We start from the raw sequence: 20,476 nt of genomic DNA on the forward strand, positions 1-20,476 counted from the left end.
AATATGAAATTGGAAAAGCAATTGTTAAATTTTTCCATTTTTACATCCTTCTGTAATTGCCCTGAGGCTATCCTAATATCAAATTCCGTCGCAGTTTACAAAGGAAAAACAAGTTCTTGTAATCAGCTTTTTTTTGTTAATTTTCAGTTTGCTATACATAGGGAAATTAAGTATGATCCGACCCTGTACCTTTGTGGCGCAGCGGATTAAAGACCTTTGCACATTACCTGAAACCTTTAACAATTTAAATCAATGAACCCGGAATTTCCAGCACCTAAAGTTTTTATTTCCTATGCCTGGGAAAGCGATGCTGTCAAGGATTGGGTTAAGAAACTTGGAACGGAGCTGCGAAATGTTGGAATCGACGTGCAGTTGGATCAATGGCACGTCCAACCGGGAGACCGTATGGCGCTGTTTATGGAAATGGCTGTGCGAACGAACAATTACGTGCTGGTCATTTGCACGCCCAAGTATAAGTATAAATCAGAAAATCGTTTAGGGGGTGTCGGCTATGAAGGAGATATCATGACCGCGGAAGTTTTACAGAATTCCGATTATAGAAAGTTCATCCCTATTCTGCAATCCGGCGACAGCCGATCGGCGATCCCATCCTGGCTCGCCACTCATTTTTTTTTAGATTTTTCAAATCCGCTTGAATATCAAAAAACATTTGACGAACTCATCGAGACATTACTTGATTTGCGGGAAAAGGCGCCACCTTTAGGCGAAATTCCGGCTAAATATCAAAAAGCGATTCGAGAGGCCGTTCAAAAGCAGACTGAAACTAATGAAGAAAACGTCCCATTAGAAAGTTCCGTCGTTAATGAGGCCTTTACCAAAGAGGAAATGCAAAATGAACGTGTTCCATTGCTGGAGGTCGATCTGGTTTGGCATGGCAGTTCCAGGTCACCAAGAGGCTACAGTGATAAGAACCCGACGGAAATAGACGAAAATGGAAGATTAGTTACCATCATAGGCGCTGGTGTAAAACCCATCATTTATTGGGATCTGCACTGGCGGTTTGATTTCGTTATTCAAAACAGCTCCAGTTTTCCCGCTTTCAATGTTCAACTCGAATCCCTGGGCGATGTCCATTTTGCTACAATTGAAAAAATAGCCAATGTTAACCACATCAAGCCTTTTGACAAAATGGAGCTCAAAGCCGATTACAGACAATCCCTGGAAGGAATACACACAGCCGCAGATGATATTCTAAAATACAAAATCCCTGAAAAGCTGGAAGGATTGCTGTTAAAATTGACCTATCTTGATGAGCAGCGGAATAAACATTTCACATTGGTGAAAATTGAAGAAAACAAAATAGTTAATATTATGAAACGTTTCTGGGAAGTGATTTATGACGATGAACATCATAAAATGGAGGTTATTGGCGAAAGTGTTGACGATACCTTATTGACCGAAAATATTGTTCTAATGCAGCATGCCGGCATGAAGGTACGTTGCAATACAGCCGATATCTCCACCCCGAAAGACAACATCAATCTACCAAACTACCAGATTGAAAATGGGCTCTATCAACGATTAATTAAGGAATATGAAAGTAAAACTGGTCAGCGATTAAAATTGTGGTAAAATCGTTTTCATACAGCAGTACTTAAAGATAAGTTATGAAAGACGTTGAATTCCGAAGGCAATTTATGATTGCTTATCATGATGTTTTTGGGTCGCCAAATGATATAGACCCAACGGCATTGGCAGCGGACCTGCCTAAAAGAGCAGCTCTGGAAACTATTGCATACCTGTTGTTAAGGGTAACCAATATAAAGGAGAGTGATAGTGAATTTCATCGTTCAAATTTATCCGGCTGGATGATGCAGCTGGAGGAAACTGAAAAAAAGCTAGTTTTTGAATTCATCAATACCGAGGATATTTTCAATACAACTGATTTTATCTTTACAGACAGAAGGGCCTGCCTTCGGTTAATGCAGTATATCCTGATTGGTGGCAGGAACGATGATAACGAATTAACAAAGCAAGACTGGGGAACGCTTTTAAAAAGCTTACTTTATTGTAATCATCTCGAATTACTGAGGCAAAAGCAAGTATTTTATTGGGATGGAAAAGGTGGCACAGCAGGTTATTTAAATCGAATCCTACCGTTTAAAATAAGCAGTATTGAACTGGAAAGGCGTAAAAACTACCAGATTCAATTGATGAAAGTTTACTACTTCTTTAAATTCTGTGAGCGCGACACCGAATACCAGACTTATCTCGAGACTTTTCTAAAGAGTAAAGGACTAGCTCATTATGGTCAATATTTGTTAAGTGTCATTGAACCTTACCTAACCATGATGACACATCAGGAGATCTCGTGTATTATGCAGGTTGAGCCAGGCAACAAGAACACGATTGACTTTTTCGATTCATTTTTGATAAATGGTGAAAAAATCGACAGCAGTAATGATTTCCTGGGTATGCGGGAATTCCCTCTTTTCAAAGGAGCACCCGGCCGTTACGCTTTTTTATACAACAATTTTTTTATCGACAAGCTTTATCAGGGCTTACTTTTTGACTTCGTTAAGGCCCTTCAATCCGTAGGTGTTACTGCTATGGATTATCGAAAGCTCAAAACGGATATGGGAAATCGGTTTTCTGAGAAAGTATTATTTTATACCATTATGGAGAAATGTTTCTCCAGGTTTATCTACAAAAAATTAAATGGAACCGAGCTAAAGGCACATTTAAAGTCAGGTGAGCCGGACTATTATATACGTTCCGGCGCCAAAATATTCCTATTCGAGTTTAAAGACTATACGATCAGCGGCGACATTAAGCACACCGTTGACGGAGAAGAAGTACAAAAGAAAATAATGGAGCGGATTGGGGGCGCTGTAAATCAGTTGAGCCAAAGCCTTTTGATATTGTTTGAGGGGACCTATCACAACTTAGCTATCGATAATTTTGACCTCAGAAACGTCATGCTGTACCCCATATTGGTGCACACGGATATAAGCCTGGAGGCCGACGGCATAAATTATCTATTGAACAAAAGCCTTAACAAACTGATCGAAGAGAAAAAACTACCTAAGCATCGAATAAAGGAGCTGGTCGTGATCAATCTGGATACCTTTATCGCCTTTCAAGATTTATTCAGTGGAGATCGTATTAAACTGGCTACCTGTATCAACAATTACCTGGAGTATACAGCAAAGGGTGGTGAAAGAAACCGTTTATATCCATTTGACGAATTTTTTAAACACTATGTAGTTACCAAAAAACACAATTTATTAGCCGCCCCGGAAGACTTTAAGCGAATTTTGCAATCAGTCAGTGTTTAACAAACCGGAATGGGACCTGAATAGCTTCCTAAAAAACCTATCTTTAGCAACCTAAAATCTATTACGTTTGGAAAATTCTCAGGAGCCCTATTTAATTAAGTTAAGAAAGTTTTTAACCCATAAATATTTTTTATCCTACTGTTTGCCTGTAGTCCTATACCTGATATTTCACAAGCAACTCGAGGGTTTTCTTTCTATCGTTTTAGTCAGGCCTTTTCTTTCCGAAATCGGACCATCGGCTACAGATGACTGGATTTTCCTGGCAGTCGCGGTTTATATATTCTTATTATTCATTACAAGGACATGGAGCTTTGTTCCCTCTGTGAAAGCCTGGTTTATCCAACTGATTTTCGCTTTAGCTTATATTTATTATAGGTTCCATCCGGCAGTATGGGTATTCCACCATCTGCATTATACTGAAAAGCTTTTCTACGCGGACATTTTACTGGAGATTACGTTTCTAAATGGCTTGTTAATCCTGCTGAGATTATTTAAGTTAAAACCTGTTAATGGTAAATCAGGATTTTATGACGATTCTCCTTTAGGGGAAACCAAAAAAGACGATCTGGGTTATGAAACCTATGTTAAATCGTTAGTCACCAAGATCTCCAATACCCAGTCTGATTCTGCTATCGCCATTGGGATTAACGGGAAATGGGGAAGCGGCAAGACTTCTTTCTTTGATCTCATGAAGAGAAATATGAAAAGCGACCGGGTTGTTGTCATTAATTTTGATCCATGGAACTCCCATAGTCCGAAAGCTATCATCAAAGATTTCTTTGATACCATTCAAAAAGCGATCCGGCCTTACCATACCCAATTGCCGGGTCTGATCAATACCTATACTGATAAACTGATCAGTTTACATTCCGAGGGCTGGGGTAAATTTTCAAAAGAATTAAAAAGCATTCTTATTCCGGATGAATCCTTAAACGCCCTGTATGAAGAGATCAACAGCTCACTAAAAGCAATCGATAAGAAAATTATAATTTACATAGATGACCTTGACCGCCTGGACAAGGACGAAATTGCGGAAGTGATCCGCTTGGTACGAAATACAGCCAATTTCAATAATACATTTTTTATCGTGGCATACGACCGGAATTATGTGCTTTCGGCAATTAAGGCACTAAATGCCCATAACCACACTCACTTTTTGGAGAAGATCTTCCAGATTGAGGTTAACCTGCCCTATTTTGATTCCGCTAAAATTCAAAGAAAACTGGCAGATACACTTAAGAGTTATTATGCTGCTGACTATCATAACGCGATTGAAAACGAAATAATGGGAACCGGATCCTCCCAACCCAATTACTTTGAGGGCTGGATAGAAACTTTAAGAGACGTCACCCGCCTTTCCAATGGGTTAATACTGAACCTGGACAACCTGGTAAATGAGGTCGTATTTTCCGAGTTCCTCCGTTTAGAAATTCTCCGGTTGAAATTTCCAGCAGTTTATGAGGTACTATACAAGCAGTCCGGAACTTTCCTGACGACTGAAGGTAAAAATGTGGAGGGGTATGGCCTGAAGACCATTGCCGATGAAAGAGGCAGCGCAGTCGGATTGACAAAGGATGACTTTGAGCTTGAACTTTATTTAAAAAACAACAGCGACAATCTGGCCGTTGAAGCCCAGGAGATCAGGAAAATTATCGAACTCATCGATGGCATATTTGGGACAAGCCCGTTAACAGCAAGATTCAGGAGCCATTTGTCTATCGTATTCCCCAGCCGGTTCGACCTGTATTTTTCCTATCGCTTACTGGACGGGGCATTATCTGAAATGGAGTTTTCGACAGCCAGGAAAGCAGGCTTAACTAGTTTTAAACTACAAATTGACAAATGGAATGAAGCCGGGTTAACTATTAAAGTATTGAGTAGATTTATACAGGTCAGGGTATTCGATAATCGGCAGGATTTCGAAACCATAGTGGAAGCAATATTTTATTTTTCACGCCAGGTCATCGATGGTAAACCTTTTGGATTTGAAGAAATGCCATTATCGAATCTGCTAAGTGATGATAGTGGCCATATCTCGAAGAAATTCTATGATGACAACCAGGACGATTACGCTAATTTCCTGAGAAGACTATTTAAGGAAGCTGTATCACCATACAGGTTTGAGGCCAAATTTTTAGAACACCTGAACAAATCATACGAGGATTCATTCCCCATCAAAAAAGAAGAAAGATTGTCAATGGTGCTGGATTATTTCAGAAACTATGTAGCTCAATTAAAAAAATGGGACAGCGGTGTGTGGGAACTTTTCTATTCCTGCGCATATAAAGACTGGACACCAGTTGGAGCCAATACCTTTAATGGAACAACAGTATATTCCGAGGAGTCTAAAGAAATCATCATTTCAGCCATGGAGCAACACTTGAAATCTTTCTTAAATTTCATCATTGTTGATGCCCCATATGGAAGAGGCGGTCATTATATCAGTGAAATTATCGTCACTATTTTTGGAAGCTATGAACGTTTCGGGGAGTTTCTAAACACAACAGATGATAAAACTGACGGAGTTTTGGCTGAATTCAAAGAATTTTACGGTCAGCTGGCAGCCGGAGAATTTAAAAAAGCGGTTCCTTTTAAATTCAAAAAAATCAAACCCATAACCCGGTCTGGAAACTAATATTCTGCACAAATAGCAAATAAATGCCAGAACTGTCCATCAGTTGACTTTTTAGAGGCTCCTATCCGTGATTTACTGATGTCTGTATTGCCATCAATCAGGGAGGCGCGCCGTGCTGATTGGTGGCAAGTCAGGTATGCCAAATGGCCAAACCGCCTGTTGCGGATGTAAGGAGCAAGTGGCGGTTTGGCGCGATTTTCAGCCCTCCCTCAACAACATCAGCTTTTGGTAGACATCCTCCCAATAAGCCCTTAATTCCTCATCCAGCAGGCTGAATGTGGGGTCGGTGTGCCGGTAATGGCGGTAGTCATCCGCCTGTAAGATTGCAAGATTTAGGTCAGTTACAGTAATTTCCTTACCATGCAAATCAATTATTTTCATAGCAATTAAGTTCAGTCCACTTTCAAGGCAGCAGTTTTAAAATTTTTGATATCCAGGAACAGGCCACGATGGGCTATCATGCCATCGCTCAGCAGCTGCCATAGCAGTTCCGCACCAAACACCGCCAAAGCGGTATTGATATACAAGTCCTGCTTCCGGAGTGCTTCCGCCTGTGAGCAGCTCGGTTCGTCGTCATCATCCACAGCCTCTAAAAGCGCTTTGAACTCATCCGTCACTTTAGGCAGGGCTGCAACCGTCCTGAAACGTTCCGATTCCGGCTGCCTGATCTCCGTAAGGGTCGCTAAGAGCAACTGCCCGGTAAAACGGCTGTTGCCGAAATCCATCCAGTAAAAAGGCTTTGCCCGGTCATTCCGGCAATGGTTACACACCTTTCGGAGAGCGGCGGCGATATCAAACCGGGCGCTCACGGTATCCACGCAGGTAATAAAGATGTTGGCCTTCCCGAGGGCGGGCAGCAGGTGCAGCGTTTTGGAGCTGTAACGTTCAGGAACCGCTTTCCAGTTCGTACCGTTAAAGCGATTGATACGGTTAATGAGGATAACCGACTTAAAATGACCAATTTCAGCCGGCGCAAAAAGCTGCCGCCCGAGGTTCGCCCCGGTGATGACGTCATCATCAAAGAGATTGACCTGTAAGCCGGGCTTGCCGAGGGCGATCAGGGAAACATGCATACGGACGAGTTCTGCGAGCACACGGTGACCCGTTCCCCCCGCCCCGATGAGGTTGACGGTTATGGGATTCGTTGGATTCAGCAGCGCATCATCGGTAAAATGGATAGCGGGTAAAGATTTCATTTGATCAGGTTTTTAAGCGTTAATTTGGTGGGGATCAATTTGTCAGCGGGAAAAGGCTCAGCGGTATCCACGAGGCTTTGCCATAGCTGGACGATATTGCCCTTTACGGGGCTTCCCCCGCCAAGCGTATGACTGAAAAAGCTGTTAAAGAAGTAAGTTTCCCAGAGGCGGATAAATTCCTCGAGGCCGCAATCTTTAGGGATTTGGATGCTGACTGTTCCGAGGCAAACCCGGCCATCTTCATATATATTAAAATAAGGGGCTTTGTATAAAGCGGTATTCAATTCAGCAGACACATCGGCATATAAGGCATACACCTGTAGCGTCCCCCGCTGCGCTTTCCAGATCATGGGCGGGATATGGGCCTCCCCGTTGGGAATAGGCAGGCTGTCTTTAAACAAGAGCCTCACCTTTTGGGCGGGCGTTTGCCACAGGGCAAAAGCATTGCGCCCCCGGTTGATGTACAGTACATTTTTGGGCAGCAGACCGACGGGGTCTAAAAAGCCCGTCTGCAAATCCTCGGAGGTATCCAAAGCCCGGGCAAGGGCCATGCTTTCCTGCAGGGACAAAGGATGGGCGTTGATGGGTTTTCCGGCAACATCAAAATCAAAGGACTGTACATAAATATCCCTTTTTACAGGATTCCGGCAGATCAGGAGGGCTTTAAACGGTTCGTATAAATGCCCGAATTGTTGGGTGATATCTTTGCTCATAGCAGGTCGTATAAAATATGACAAAGGTTTTCGATGAGTTCAAAAAGGCGGTATTCAAATTTCAGGTCTTTGATTCCGGAAGCCGTGCCGTCAAACACCTGTAGCGATTTGGGAACGGCGATTTCCGCAAAGTTCCCTAAATAGTCGTTGATCTGCCGTTGAACAGCATCAAATACCCATCCCCGGCTATCCCCGGTAAAGGACACAAAAGCCTCGGGTGTGGCGACCTCGTCCTGATCAAAGGAAGAATCGATGTTTTGGAAAACGTGGTTATGGGGGAAGTCAATGGATAATTGCAGGGCATCTTTGGCGACAGCCAGGCATTCCTCGTCGATTTCATTTCGCGGACTAAAGCTTTCGATGTTTTCTGCAAAGTGTTCCAAATGATAGCTGTTATAAAATTTACGGTGCATAATATCCCCGCAAATTTCATTGCAGATGATGTCCGACAAATCCTCCCCGTATTCCCCGGGTTCGTCCTTAAAAGATTCGAGAAAGAACTCCTTGTTCATTTCGTATTCGTCAAACAGGTAACTGCCTTCGTCCCGGTAATAGGGAATCCCGGCCTCCCTGTAGAGGTAACACATGACAGCAAGGAGTAAATTGCCACAGACTTTATTTTCCCTGACCCGCAAAAAGCGGTAAAGGGGGATCACGGGGATATAAAATAGCGCCCCGCCAAACTCATAGGCCTGTTGGGTGACCAAAACCACCCGCCTGTCCCCTTTTGCCCGGGTGATCAGGAGTTCCGTTTCTTCGGGCTGCCTGTTCAATTTCCGGCTGATATCCCGGTAGCACAGCAGGATATTATAAGGATACGGCATATGCGTTGTATCCACGGGCTTTAGCCCGTGCAGGTCGCAAAGCAATCTTGCCGATTCATAAAAGCCCTGCTCCGTTTCCGCCTGCGGGGGCAGCTTCCCGGTTACATGACAGGGAGGCAGAAAGCTATGGTTCAGAAAACCATCGGCACCTGGTGGAGTGGTGCAGACCGGGCTTTGTCTTTGAAGACCTCCTGCGCATCGGGCAGCCGGTCGAGATTTTGGGCGAATGTCCCCAATTGCTGATAGAGTTTGCATATACGTTTTGATTGAGGCGGGCAGATGAAGCCCGCCGGGGTATTGGTTTTCATGGTTATCCTTTTGTTCCTAAAGTGGTGATAAAGCGGTATTCCGCTTTATCGTTCTTAAATTCCGGCCCGACGATCTTGGCGGTGGTCAGAATGGCGTAGAGGGTGCTGTAGAAATCGCACACCTCTTTGGGGCTGAGGTTATGATCAGGGTCAGTTAAGGTGATCTCCTGCCCGTTTTCCTCATGGATAAAAACCCGTGGTAATAAGTCGCTGAACATATCGTGTCTTTTTAAATTTTACAAGAGTTTGATTTGAGCCAGTTGCTCCTTTTTGCGGTTGAGGTCAGTCCGCAGGTTTTTGAGTTCCGTCGCCTTTTCGGGATATTCCTCCACAGCGGGGATCAGTAGGATCGCCTCCTCGTACCTACAGTCCGCATTCAGTTCGGCAATGGCTTTCATGGCGATTTCATAGGCCTTTTTCTTTTCCGTTTTGGGAACAGGTATTTCCTGATCGGCTGCCTTGTCAACCGCAGATGCCGTTGTTTTGGCGGCATTCTCGCCACCAGAGGCTTTGGAGAGGTTCTTCGCCTTGTCCAGTCCTTTGCGGTAATCCTCCATGTTATGAAAAATGCCTGCGGTTTCCTTTACGGGATTGGCTATCGTATCAAAAAAGGTGTTGTCCATCTCTTCGGGCGTACCGCCCAAAATAAATGGCGGGACGACTTTGGCGGCCTGTGTGCCGTTGTTATGGATATTGAATAAACCCATGATCTTGATATTGCCCTGTTCGTCGGTGGTGATGCCTATTTTCCAGATTCCTGGAACGTTGAGGCTTGCTATATTTTGAAAAAAGTTAGTGGTCATGTCTTTTAATTTTGATGAATATTACCCTGTTTCAGGCTGCTTGTCCTGCCTGATATACTTAAAGTTTACCTTTCGGTTATCTATTATAACACACTCATTTACTGAATTAATAAAAGGTTAAGGATTAAAAAAAAGGTCGACAGCGGTCTTAAACTTGGGATCGGTGTGTTTGCCCTGCCCTGTGTAGGTCGTCAGGCAATGGTGCAGGAATAAAGCGCCATAACCGTCGAATAGCTGGTCGGCAAAAAGATTGCTGCTCTTTTCCAGTTGTTTCCCATACTTCCTTATTTTACGGTCGGTATCTTCGGACAGCTGAAACCAAAAATCCAGCCCGAACAACTGGTTTTTCCAAACCTTGCGGACTTGGTCAGGGTTATCCCTGATATAGGCGGACAGCTGCTGCGTATAGACTAAGAACCCGGGTATCTCGGCAATAAGCAAAGCATGTAAGAGCTTTGCTTTCTGTACATTGTTCAATTTATCTAAAGTTTGCATAGTGATTAAAAAAAGGATAAAAGCGGGGGATTGCTCCCCCTTGAACAGGTTAATTAAAGTTTAAGAATTGGGTATTCAGATGCTGCCCGAAATCCCGGCAGAGGTCGAAGGCGACCTGCGCACGTTGCTTACCCGTACCCTCGATGATGGATTTGAATTTGGCTTCATCGTCTTTGTAATTGCGGATATTCTGAAAGTAGCCGGTAACAGAATTGTACGCGCCAAACAAAGTCCCTGCGGTGGTTTCCATTTGCTGTGTCGGGCTGCTCATGGCATATTCAAATACCCGGTCCACCATATTGGTATAAGTACCCGAAAGTTCATCTTCCCTGCCAGCCAAAAGGTTATTCAATACCTCCCTGTTCGGAACCATAGCGACCTGTATCAGTTTCTTCAGTTCCTTATCGGTGATACGCACTTTCGACCAACGGTTAAAAACCTCCTGTAATTCATCCGCCAAAGTATTACTGATCCCCATGAGTTTGTGCGCTTCATTGAGACGGTCGTTCGCCGATGCGGTGTGCCGTATCTTAATCGCCCCGGTATGGTTGCGCATGGCAGCGTTAAGGGTGTTGTTACATACGATCCTGACAGGCGTAAAGGCGGCGGTGATACTGCCAAAGCCATCGTGCGAAGTCGTCAGGAACAAGTATTTGTCTATAAAATCGTCCTTACCGACACGGATATAACCGGGTAGTTTGGCGGTAATAAAAATGCGTTCGCCCTTTCCCAAAGCCCCCGCCGTTTCGTATAAAACCCCATCTCCCCCGCCAACGATGGCATCAAAGAACCCGAATGCGTTAACATTCTGTACGATCTCATAGTCCTTGCCCACTACGCCCAAGACCTGTTCCGTGTCTGTGCGGATGGTGGCGAAGTAATTCGGCACTTCTATTTCCGGGATCAGTAAATCCCTGTCAGGGTCGCCCTGATGGTTTTCAGTGTCATACGTAAATAAAGGCCTTTTTTCAACAGTATAATCCAGTCCAGCATGTTTGATGGCTTCTGCGCTTGTGGGGTACTGGTCAACGGTTTTACCAAGGCCATGCCATGCCCGTTCGTTCACGCTAAAAAAGCTGTATTCATTGGTTGCAGCGTTATAATTCAAATTATGTCCCATGATTTGGTATTTTGTTTGAAATGAATGGATCGTGTGAATTAAAATGGCAGGTCGTCGTCAGCCCCTGTCCCCTTGCCTGCGCCTGCTGCTTTCTTTCCTTTGGCATCTGCTGCGGGCTCCGCTTTGGCAGCTGATGAAAACAGTTTAATCGTATCGCAGGTGCAGGTTAACCCTGCCTTTAAACCATCCTTTTGGCTTTCGTAGGCTTGCGCTTCCATCCATCCCGAAATTTCCACCACTGTGCCTTTGGCGAGGTATTCGGCTACGCCGGAGTTGCGCCAGTAGGCGCAATCAACGAATGCGGTCTTTTCCTTTTTTTCGCCCGCTTTGTTTTTCCATCTTTGATTAATGGCTACGGTAAAATTGATTACCTGTTTGTCCCCTTTAACCGCATTGACTTTAGCATTTGCGGTTAACCTTCCCGTGAATAGCATAATTTTTAATTTAAAAATGAGTTTTTCGCTCTCGGGTCCATTTCGGCATACGCCTCAATTGGCCTTTGATAGAGGCAAAAAACTTGCGCGTGGGGCGGGCAGGGCAAGACTGACGCAAAAAAATACTACCCGAAGCGTAGCGCAGGTGTGGAGATTTTTTTAAGCGGCACCCGCATGGTCTTGACTGCCGAAGAGGGGTAAATTTGCCTCAAGCAAAGGTCAAATGAAATATAATTAACAAAAAAAGGCCACTGAAAAAAAGCGCGTGGGATCCGGAGTTTTCTTTCTTTTCCGGGAAGCTGTAAAAATTGAACTGCCAACCCGGCTACCGTTGCCGGACGGGGCACCCGAAGGGCCCGGTTCAATTTTTACAGGTGGGGATGGCCCCGTTATGGGATAGCAGCGGCATCCTGCGAAGCAGATACAGCGGAAAGCCCGGGCCGGAGGCAACGGACGAAAAACAAGGATGCAGACGTTCCGGAATAACACGTTCAGACCATAGTGCAACCAAAGACGCCCAGGCACCTGGAAATGTGATCCCCCCCTCCAAAAATATTCCCACGTAAGCAAATCATATTACCCTAAGCACCACCCTCCTAAAGCAGTGTTTATATTTTCCCATTGCCTTTTTATCCGCTATTAGCTATGTTAGCGGCATGAGAAAGATTATTGTGCCGGGGATCGCTCTGGCTATGACACTGGCCCTTGTATCCTGGGGATTTAAGGGGCACCGGGCCATCGCGACCATTGCAGAAAAGCATTTAACCGCTAATACCGCGAAAGCAGTGAACATCTACCTGAAAGGCGTAAAAATGCCGGAGGTCAGTACCTGGGCGGATGAGAACAAAGATAAGACCACGGCACCCTGGCATTACCTGAACCTGCCTTTAGGATTAAGCCATGAACAATTCACAGACGCGGTCAGCAAACAGGGAAGCGATAATATATATTCCGCTATCCTCAAAGAAGAAGCGATATTAAAAGATCAGGCCTCAAGCCCGGAGCAAAAGAACGAAGCGCTGAAATACCTGATCCACCTGGTGGGCGATGCCCACCAGCCGATGCACGTCAGCCGGAAGGAAGATAAAGGCGGGAATACCATACAATTGCAATTTGACGGGCAGGGCAGCAATCTCCACAGCCTCTGGGACAGCAAGCTGATCGATCACGAAGGCCTGAGCGAGGCGGAGATCGCTGTCAAATATGACTGGGCAAACGCTGCCCAGATCAAAAAATGGCAGGCGGACAGCCCAATGGAATGGCTTTGGGAAAGCTACCGGATCAGCACAGAGCTTTATGCCGATATCAAACCGGGACAACGCGTGGACGACAGCTATTATCAAAAATACATCCCAACGGTCCACCTGCGGATTGAGCAGGCAGGCATCCGTTTGGCAGGAGAGCTGAACAGGCTTTTGAACGACAATCCGGTCAAGACGGCTCCCTTTCAGGCAGTATCCGCCCCTGCGAACCCGCAGGCTAACGAAGTCAAACTCGAAGAGATCAATGACTATGTTGGTAAGGCCGTGAAGGTAAGAGGCAAAGTATATAGCAGCAAAGACATCGGCAGCATGACGCTCGTTAACCTGGGAGCTGCTTATCCCAATCAATTGCTTACCGTTGTGCTGAAACAGGGCGCCAAAGCCCTGACAGATAAAGTCAAAGACCAGACCATCAGCGTACAAGGAACAGTGATCACGTTCAAGGGCAAACCCGAAATTGTCGTTACCGACAGCACACAGCTGCAGTTCGATAAATAAAACAGTATCAACCCTCCAGGGCCTTTCAGCTATCCCGACAGGCATATCAACGCCTGTCGGGATAGCTTTGAAGAAGTTAAAGACAGGCAGCGGCACCAGGCCGTCCTGAAGGCTTGATCTCCAGGTACAGGTATTTGAATGATCATTCCATCCAAACGAAGCTTTTATTAATTTCGCCGCATGACCACCAACTTTAAGATTGATTTTAACGACGCAGAATTTGAATTTATCAGCATGAACAGGGTGAAGCTGCAGCTTTTCCAGGTGTATGTGCTTCATGAAGGAAAAAAACAGCGATTTCATATGCAGGTCAATGAGCAGGGCACATTTTATATAACAGACATGCCCGTATGCCCACCCATTTACCGGTCGCTGGAAAGTACCTTTAACGATGCTATACTTAAATTGGGAGAAGTTAAATAGCCTGCTGTATTCAGGTTAATATTGTTAACAAACACGGCACAATGCAAGGTATTAAATCTGAAGGCGAGTCAGAATATAACATTAGTAAAAGAAAAATATACAACCGGGTAGTCCAACAATAATCTATAGCCTCACAAAATCTAACCACAGCGATGTATCTCTTATTTTAAAATCACAAATGAGATTAAAAGCCCATTATCTCATGACTAAACTGGCATGAACTATAAACATTGCTCTTAAAATCTCCTTCCCACGATAATTTTAATGATGGCCTTATCTGCGTTTTGTGTAAAACCGTAGCCCACACCACCATTAAATTCCCACCTAGGGTCAAAATTCAAATCTGTTGCAGCAAATAACTGATGGTCCTGCTGTTTTAAAGCGTCATAGTGAAAAAATGGGCCGGTACTCCCGTAATATTCCAATCCAAGCGCAACAACTTTAGTTATATCATAACTTCCTTTAACATTAGGCGAAAAGGTAAATCCCCGGTTTTCATCCGGGCCTTTGAAGCTTTTCTCCAGTGTTGGGTTAATGGAAATATATAATTTATTCCACTTTTTATCTACGATAGGTCTTATCTCCAATGTGCTTGTATTTGCTGAAAATTCACTTTTCTGAAACCCGAATTCGGTTGAAATACTCACACCCACTGGCCAGTTCCAGCTCTGCGGTGCCGCAACCCTTGGCCTAATATGAGAACCTACATAGGCCGTACGACCGGCATCGCCTATCGAATTAAAAAAATAGAAACCGGTTTCGAACCAGGTAGTCCAGCCATGAGTTATCTCAATGGTTTCATGTTCTGCATGATTTGTAGGAAGCTCACCATTAGTGATAGTTTTACTGCCATTTAGGGTAAAGTTACTGTGCAGCTCCAGCATTGTTCTACCCTTTTCAACTGTTTCAGAACCATAAACCTGGATCTCATAATTGTCCTGTGCTTTAAGTTTCAGGATAGAAAACATAAGGATTAGCAAGCATAGATATTTCATTAGTATTCAGCTTTAAAACGCATGTAAAATCACATTCGTCCTAAAACTATCCTTGCAATCTGAAGCAAAATTGTAGTTGGATGGTAGATCTTAATTGTATAAAAAAAGTGACAAAACAAGGACTTTTAATCTTGAATTATCTACGCTTTCTTAGAACTTGAGGATAAAAGTGTGCTGCCCTGAATCATAGGTGTAGTGAATATCATAACCATAATGCTGACAGATATTTTTAACCAGCGTTAATCCAAGACCGGTACCCTGCGATTCTTTCCCTTTTTGAAAACGTTCGAAGATCAAATCCTCATTTAATGAATGATTTGCCCCGGTATTCTTAATGGATAATTGTTCTCCGTTCAATTCAATAATAATTACTCCGCCAGAGTTATTATGCCTGATCGCATTACTAAAGAGGTTATTTAGTAAGATATCGATCAGATATTTACTGGCTAGCACCTGTTTTGGTTGTAAGTTATGCTCAAACGAAAGGTCTTTAGTTTGCATCAGCTCCTGAAATTGCAGCATTTTTTCAGGCAGCACAGTCTCCAGATTAATTGACTCGTTATCGGTAATCAATTTATTCTCCAGTTTGGCCAGCAATAATAACGATTGATTAAGTCGGCTGGATTTATTGATTGAGCTGTAAATGTCCGTGATCTGCTCCAATTGCCCGGCACTTAAGGTTTCGTCCTGGATTAACGTATCCAACTTTGTGGTCACTACAGCCAAAGGCGTCATCATTTCGTGGGAGGCATTCTCCGTAAATTGCTTTAGGTTCAGGTAATCATAGGTTACCCTTAACGACATTTCTCTAATAGCCTCGTTGAGTTCAGCAAATTCATCCACCTTACTTGGTTTTCCTTTAAACTGGTCAACATCTGCGATATTGAACTGCTTGATCTCTTTCAAAGTCAACTGAAATGGCTTCCAAAGCCCATTGAGCATATACTTATTGATGATAAATAACACCAATAACAGGCCAGCAAGCAGCACCAATGTAATGATGGTAATAACTTCTATGAGATATTTTTGCCCCGCTCTGGAAATGGTGATAACAACTTTGTAATTCGTATCTTTTAATTCGACCAGGTCTTCAACGGCACGTCCTGCTTCTTTCCTCTGCTCTTTTGGGTTAAAATATGTAGTATCAAAAAAACGTTTCTGCAATTTCTGCTCATTGGTTCTGGTAAATACGGCATGGTCTCGGTCGAGGTCATATTGTTGCGGATTCAGGTTGCTGCTCCTCACATACTCCTCTGCTTCTATCAATTGCTGCTGAAGTCCCTGATCCAATTGTTGCTGGGCAATGTAATTAATAGCAAAATAATAGATGACGGCCCCGGCCAGTAAGACGGTCAAGGTAATATAAATACTCGTCCTGGTATAATGTGCCGATAATTTCATTAACCTACAAATTTATAACCAATCCCATAAATAGAAGTTAAATAGTCCTTACCACCTGCATCCAATAACTTCCTGCGCAGATTTTTGACATGTGTATAAATAAAATCAAAGTTATCATGCATATCCATCTCATCGCCCCATAAGTGTTCAGCAATAGCATTTTTAGAGATAACTTTTCCTTTATTAGCAATAAAATACAATAACATGTCATACTCCTTCCTGGTGAGGACGATAGCGGTTTCGTTAACCTCAACCGTCCGGCCCTGTACATCGATGGCAATCTCATTAAATATTAACTTATTGTTGGTATTTAAAGCCTTTCGGCGATAAACTGCCATCAGGCGGGCCTTGAGCTCTGCTAAATGAAAGGGTTTGGTCAGGTAGTCGTCAGCTCCAACATCCAGTCCCTTTAATTTATCCTCCAGGGAGTTTCTGGCAGATATTATTAATACCCCTTCGTTCTTCTGGTTGCTCCGAAGGTATTGCAGTACACCGAACCCTTCTCCGTCAGGCAGCCCGATATCCAGCAAAACACAATCATAATCATAGTCTGATAGTTTCTGCAGGGCCGGATTTAGCGCGCTACAGCTCTCGCAGATATTGCCATCTACATTCAAATAGTTTGTGATATTCTCACGTAAACTTTGCTCGTCTTCTATTACCAGGATTTTCAAAGTTGCTTTTATTCAAATGTAAAACCCAAAATTGAAGAGAACCTGAAGTATATGCGTCCTGTCAATTTATTAATAAGCTAACCATAATGCAACTACAGATTTACTTCATATTCATTCAGTAATTTACAAACAATTGATCATGATCAACGGATCAAATCTGATTAACATCAAAATAACCTTAGAAGCCATTACTAATTAAGACCACTATGACAATTATAATACCTGTTCGTAAAGATGTCCTGCATCATGGGCGTATTAAAAAATATTCGACCTCACTGCGTCTATGGCATTGGGCAAATACCATCGTCATCAGCGGTTCACTACTTACAGTATTGATCAATTCGACCATTATCAATGAAAGGCCTGTATCTGCTTTAGTCAAAGCTGAATTAAAGAATGCCGGTGCCACGGTTAGCGATGAGCAGGCTGGTTCAGTTGCACACGCGCTTGGCGATAGCGTCTGGAAAATACACATCTATTTTGGGTATATATTAGTTGGTCTGCTTTTATTTCGCTTAGCTCTTGAGTTTTTTCAACTGGCCGATCAAAAGTTCATCCGTAAAATGAAAAGCGCTTACCGGCAATTTCAAACCACAAAAAAGAACAGAGAGCTGGTTAAACATGAGCTTACTGTAAAAGCTATTTATGCTTTGTTTTATATTTTGCTCCTGGTTATGGCCGTGACAGGTTTATTTTTGGCGTTTGAAGATCTATTAGCACCCTTCAAATCTATCAGACACAGCGTTAAAGAAGTGCATGGCTTTTGTATGTACCTGATTCTTGCTTTTATCTTTGTTCATCTTACCGGTGTTTTTTTAGCAGAACGTAAGGATAATAAGGGAATTGTTTCTGATATGATCAATGGCGGAGGTGAGGCATAATTTATATCAGCCTGTTACGATACAAACTTTTCTTTATTAAAACTCTTTATCGCCTGTTTCGCTGGTTGGTAATTTCAATTTACTGGTAAACCTGTTTAAGTTAAAACTAAGATTGATCAGGAGTACGTCCGTTTCAGAGATATAATTTGTGGTTGTATAAAAATTAGAACCGGCAGTCGTAATACGTTGCTTGTTGGCGCCCAATATTCCCATGTTCATGTTTTGCCAAAGCAGTGAGGCAGATAAGCGTCCTTTCATGAATGTTTTTTTCACGGCGGTATTCGGCACAAAAAACTGTCCATCTTCTCCCTGGGCTGTGGGTCTTTTAGAAAGATAGTTCACGTTGGCTTGCAGACTAACTGTTTCGCTGAGCTGAAAGCTGGTATTACCATTAACCGAATAAGCCCATTTGGTATTGGAGATGATAAAAGGCTCATTTAAAATAGCGATGTTCCCGTGAATTTTGTAATTATACAGGTTGCCGCCCAAATAAATACTCCACCATTTAAAAGGTGATAAATTCATCCCCGCTTCCAGCCCGAATAACCTGGCACTTCCGGCATTGGTATATACACGGTTCAGGATGGTATCAGCATATACACTGTTAAGCCGTTGTATGGGGTTTTTAATATGCTGATAATACAAGGTGGTAAAAAAGGATCCTTTGGTAAAACTTCGGTTCATCCCCAATTCTGCAAGGTCAATAAATTCCGGCAGCAGATCAGGATCACCCTGTTCCAGTGTTTCAGAGTGCTCACGCTCGGGTATGGGATTTAACTCCAGGTTGCTGTTGCGCTGTACCCGTCGGCTGTAAGCTGCTTTCAGGTTCCAGCCCTCATTGATATGATACAGCAAACTGGCCGAAGGAAATAAATTAGACAGGTTCAAGATATGCGGGCTAGGATCATATGACAGGTTAACCATACGCGCAGCATACTCATAACGCAAACCGCCTACGTATTCAAGCTTTTGTATTTTACCGGAGTATTGGCTGTAAAACGAATTGATATTATTTTGGGCATGAATACTCCCGCTAAACTTGTCCAGATCAGGTTGAGAAGTAGCCGGTGTTACAAAATAATCAAAGATGCCGTCCTGGATATCATGCCTGAATTGGTAACCGCTCTCCAGTTTTCCCTTGCCAATGTTCACACTGTAATCCAGTTTCAACCGGTAAGCGCTTATTGGTCTTTTGTAGGGGTTGTTCACATATTGTATGGTATCTGCCGTATTTGGGTACCTTAAATTACGGTTTTGGGTTGCCCCATACAGGTTATCATGTTCATAAAGCAAGCCCGCCGTCAGGGTCGACTTATCGGTAAAGGTGTGTGTATAGTCAACATTACCCAAATTAAAGGCACCCTCCTTTGTTTGCAGGTTTGAGTTATAATAGGTTGTGCTTTTGATAAGGGCATTGGTGTTTAGGTTTGAGGTGGTATTGTTATATAGCAAGTCGGCCAGACGCGCCTGGTATCTTTTGCCACTATAAAGTCCTACTGAAATCACATTGTTTAGGTCGGCAGTATAACTTATAGATGCTCTTCCTGCATAACTATATCTGTCAAAACTTCTTTCCCCGTTAGATGGAAAACGGGTGATCGTGTTATTGCTGAAGTTTTTAGTATAAACATAGCCTTCCCTGTAGCCCTCATTATCATTCCGGGTATAATTGCCCCCTATCGAAATATCCCACTTATTTTTTCTGTAATTAATGGTAGCGTCGCCTCCAAATCGTTTCGGCTTTTCCAGGTTACCATAGTCGGTGGTACTGGGCAGCCCGCCCTGCGCATTGGCCGTCAGGGTTAGACCATCGGCGGTACCCTTTTTTGTAACGATATTGATGATGCCGCCCCGGCCGTCCGGATCATATTTGGCAGATGGAGCGGTAATCAGTTCTATGTTATCAATGGCATTGGCTGGTAATTGCGTTAGTACGGTTTGGGCATCGACCAGAACGGGTTTGCCGTTGATCAATACCATAAACCCCGCCGATCCCCGTACGCTAATGTCGCCTTCAGAATTGACAGTCACCGATGGCAGATTTTTTAATACATCAATAGCTGAGCCGCCTTTGGCTGATTCAAACTGCCCCGCTTTATAGCTTTGCTTATCAATTTTATTTAATGCTGTTATTTTTTGACCTGAAATAGCAACCTCATTAAGCATCTTACCCGAAGGACTTATCGGAACCTGGCCTAAATCTAATTGCTGGCCATCCTCTATAGTAATTCCTTTGATAAATCTGGTTTCATAACCGATGAAGATAATTTTTATACGGTAGTTGCCTCTCGGTATTTTTGTAAAATGGAACTCTCCATTGGTGCCGGTGACTTGTCCGGAAACCAGTGTGGAGTCGGCGGATTTGAATAAAGTAACACTCGCATATTCTACCGAAGATTTGCTTTTGGCATCCGTTACCTTACCTTTAATATTAGCATTTTGGGCGGATGAACTTATATAAGAAAAGATAAAAATAAGACAGCCAAGAGGTAAACATATTTTCATGATAGCATAC

The 20,476-nt window shown here is 43.4% G+C and carries 19 protein-coding genes; 6 read left to right on the forward strand and 13 right to left on the reverse strand.

Translation table 11 applies throughout. The annotated features are described in order from the left end of the window. Window positions 1–252: 252 nt before the first annotated feature. The 3 genes from G7092_RS05870 (at window position 253) to G7092_RS05880 (ending at window position 5,934) form a co-directional block, all read left to right on the forward strand. Entirely contained in the window at window positions 253–1,593 is a 1,341-nt protein-coding gene (locus G7092_RS05870) for a toll/interleukin-1 receptor domain-containing protein (protein ID WP_166087140.1), read from the forward strand. 35 nt (window positions 1,594–1,628) lie between these two features. After that, the gene (locus G7092_RS05875; protein ID WP_166087142.1) at window positions 1,629–3,299 is read left to right on the forward strand and encodes a hypothetical protein; all 1,671 of its coding nucleotides are present in this window, start codon (window positions 1,629–1,631) and stop codon (window positions 3,297–3,299) included. A 67-nt stretch (window positions 3,300–3,366) separates the two neighbouring features. Further along, on the forward strand, window positions 3,367–5,934 hold the full coding sequence (locus tag G7092_RS05880) for a KAP family P-loop NTPase fold protein (protein ID WP_166087144.1): 2,568 nt from the start codon (window positions 3,367–3,369) through the stop codon (window positions 5,932–5,934). Between the two features lie 198 nt (window positions 5,935–6,132). On the opposite strand, the gene G7092_RS05885 is transcribed toward G7092_RS05880, so the two are convergent. The 9 genes from G7092_RS05885 to G7092_RS05925 form a co-directional block, all read right to left on the reverse strand. Further along, a complete protein-coding gene (locus tag G7092_RS05885; RefSeq protein ID WP_166087146.1) occupies window positions 6,133–6,315 on the reverse strand; it encodes a hypothetical protein in 183 nt (60 codons plus the stop codon). Between the two features lie 11 nt (window positions 6,316–6,326). Then, entirely contained in the window at window positions 6,327–7,130 is an 804-nt protein-coding gene (locus G7092_RS05890) for a PRTRC system ThiF family protein (protein ID WP_166087148.1), read from the reverse strand. Then, window positions 7,127–7,843, reverse strand: a complete 717-nt coding sequence (locus G7092_RS05895; protein ID WP_166087151.1) for a PRTRC system protein B — start codon at window positions 7,841–7,843, stop codon at window positions 7,127–7,129. The genes G7092_RS05890 and G7092_RS05895 overlap by 4 nt, the downstream gene beginning before the upstream one ends. Then, the gene (locus G7092_RS05900; RefSeq protein WP_166087153.1) at window positions 7,840–8,922 is read right to left on the reverse strand and encodes a hypothetical protein; all 1,083 of its coding nucleotides are present in this window, start codon (window positions 8,920–8,922) and stop codon (window positions 7,840–7,842) included. The genes G7092_RS05895 and G7092_RS05900 overlap by 4 nt, the downstream gene beginning before the upstream one ends. A 55-nt stretch (window positions 8,923–8,977) precedes the next feature. Then, on the reverse strand, window positions 8,978–9,193 hold the full coding sequence (locus G7092_RS05905; protein ID WP_166087155.1) for a PRTRC system protein C: 216 nt from the start codon (window positions 9,191–9,193) through the stop codon (window positions 8,978–8,980). An 18-nt stretch (window positions 9,194–9,211) separates the two neighbouring features. After that, window positions 9,212–9,778 (reverse strand): PRTRC system protein E, encoded by a 567-nt coding sequence (locus G7092_RS05910; protein ID WP_166087157.1) that lies wholly within the window; start codon window positions 9,776–9,778, stop codon window positions 9,212–9,214. Window positions 9,779–9,895: 117 nt separating this feature from the next. Continuing rightward, window positions 9,896–10,273, reverse strand: a complete 378-nt coding sequence (locus tag G7092_RS05915) for a hypothetical protein (protein WP_166087159.1) — start codon at window positions 10,271–10,273, stop codon at window positions 9,896–9,898. Between the two features lie 49 nt (window positions 10,274–10,322). Beyond that, the gene (locus G7092_RS05920; protein WP_166087161.1) at window positions 10,323–11,393 is read right to left on the reverse strand and encodes a DUF932 domain-containing protein; all 1,071 of its coding nucleotides are present in this window, start codon (window positions 11,391–11,393) and stop codon (window positions 10,323–10,325) included. 38 nt (window positions 11,394–11,431) lie between these two features. Beyond that, window positions 11,432–11,827 carry a single-stranded DNA-binding protein gene (locus G7092_RS05925; RefSeq protein WP_166087163.1) on the reverse strand — a complete coding sequence of 132 codons (396 nt, stop codon included), beginning with the start codon at window positions 11,825–11,827 and terminating at the stop codon, window positions 11,432–11,434. Window positions 11,828–12,483: 656 nt separating this feature from the next. Here G7092_RS05925 and G7092_RS05930 point away from each other — a divergent pair. Together G7092_RS05930 and G7092_RS05935 are read left to right on the forward strand one after the other, a co-directional pair. Then, window positions 12,484–13,587: a S1/P1 nuclease gene (locus G7092_RS05930; RefSeq protein WP_166087165.1), complete on the forward strand. Its 1,104-nt coding sequence runs from the start codon at window positions 12,484–12,486 to the stop codon at window positions 13,585–13,587. Window positions 13,588–13,767: 180 nt separating this feature from the next. After that, window positions 13,768–14,010 (forward strand): hypothetical protein, encoded by a 243-nt coding sequence (locus G7092_RS05935; RefSeq protein WP_166087167.1) that lies wholly within the window; start codon window positions 13,768–13,770, stop codon window positions 14,008–14,010. Between the two features lie 236 nt (window positions 14,011–14,246). Here G7092_RS05935 and G7092_RS05940 read toward each other — a convergent pair whose 3' ends face one another. The 3 genes from G7092_RS05940 to G7092_RS05950 form a co-directional block, all read right to left on the reverse strand. After that, on the reverse strand, window positions 14,247–15,005 hold the full coding sequence (locus G7092_RS05940; protein ID WP_166087169.1) for a hypothetical protein: 759 nt from the start codon (window positions 15,003–15,005) through the stop codon (window positions 14,247–14,249). A 150-nt stretch (window positions 15,006–15,155) separates the two neighbouring features. Further along, complete coding sequence (locus G7092_RS05945; protein WP_166087171.1) at window positions 15,156–16,406, reverse strand: sensor histidine kinase; 1,251 nt, start codon at window positions 16,404–16,406, stop codon at window positions 15,156–15,158. Next, the gene (locus G7092_RS05950) at window positions 16,406–17,080 is read right to left on the reverse strand and encodes a response regulator transcription factor (protein WP_166087173.1); all 675 of its coding nucleotides are present in this window, start codon (window positions 17,078–17,080) and stop codon (window positions 16,406–16,408) included. The genes G7092_RS05945 and G7092_RS05950 overlap by 1 nt, the downstream gene beginning before the upstream one ends. Before the next feature lie 206 nt (window positions 17,081–17,286). On the opposite strand from G7092_RS05950, the gene G7092_RS05955 reads away from it, so the two are divergent. Beyond that, window positions 17,287–17,961 (forward strand): cytochrome b/b6 domain-containing protein, encoded by a 675-nt coding sequence (locus G7092_RS05955; protein ID WP_166087175.1) that lies wholly within the window; start codon window positions 17,287–17,289, stop codon window positions 17,959–17,961. Window positions 17,962–17,997: 36 nt separating this feature from the next. Here the strand turns inward: G7092_RS05955 and G7092_RS05960 are convergent, their stop codons facing one another. Next, window positions 17,998–20,466: a TonB-dependent receptor gene (locus G7092_RS05960; RefSeq protein ID WP_166087177.1), complete on the reverse strand. Its 2,469-nt coding sequence runs from the start codon at window positions 20,464–20,466 to the stop codon at window positions 17,998–18,000. Window positions 20,467–20,476: the final 10 nt, after the last annotated feature.

It is taken from the genome of Mucilaginibacter inviolabilis (assembly GCF_011089895.1).
In the GTDB taxonomy this organism is placed as follows: Bacteria; Bacteroidota; Bacteroidia; order Sphingobacteriales; family Sphingobacteriaceae; genus Mucilaginibacter; species Mucilaginibacter inviolabilis.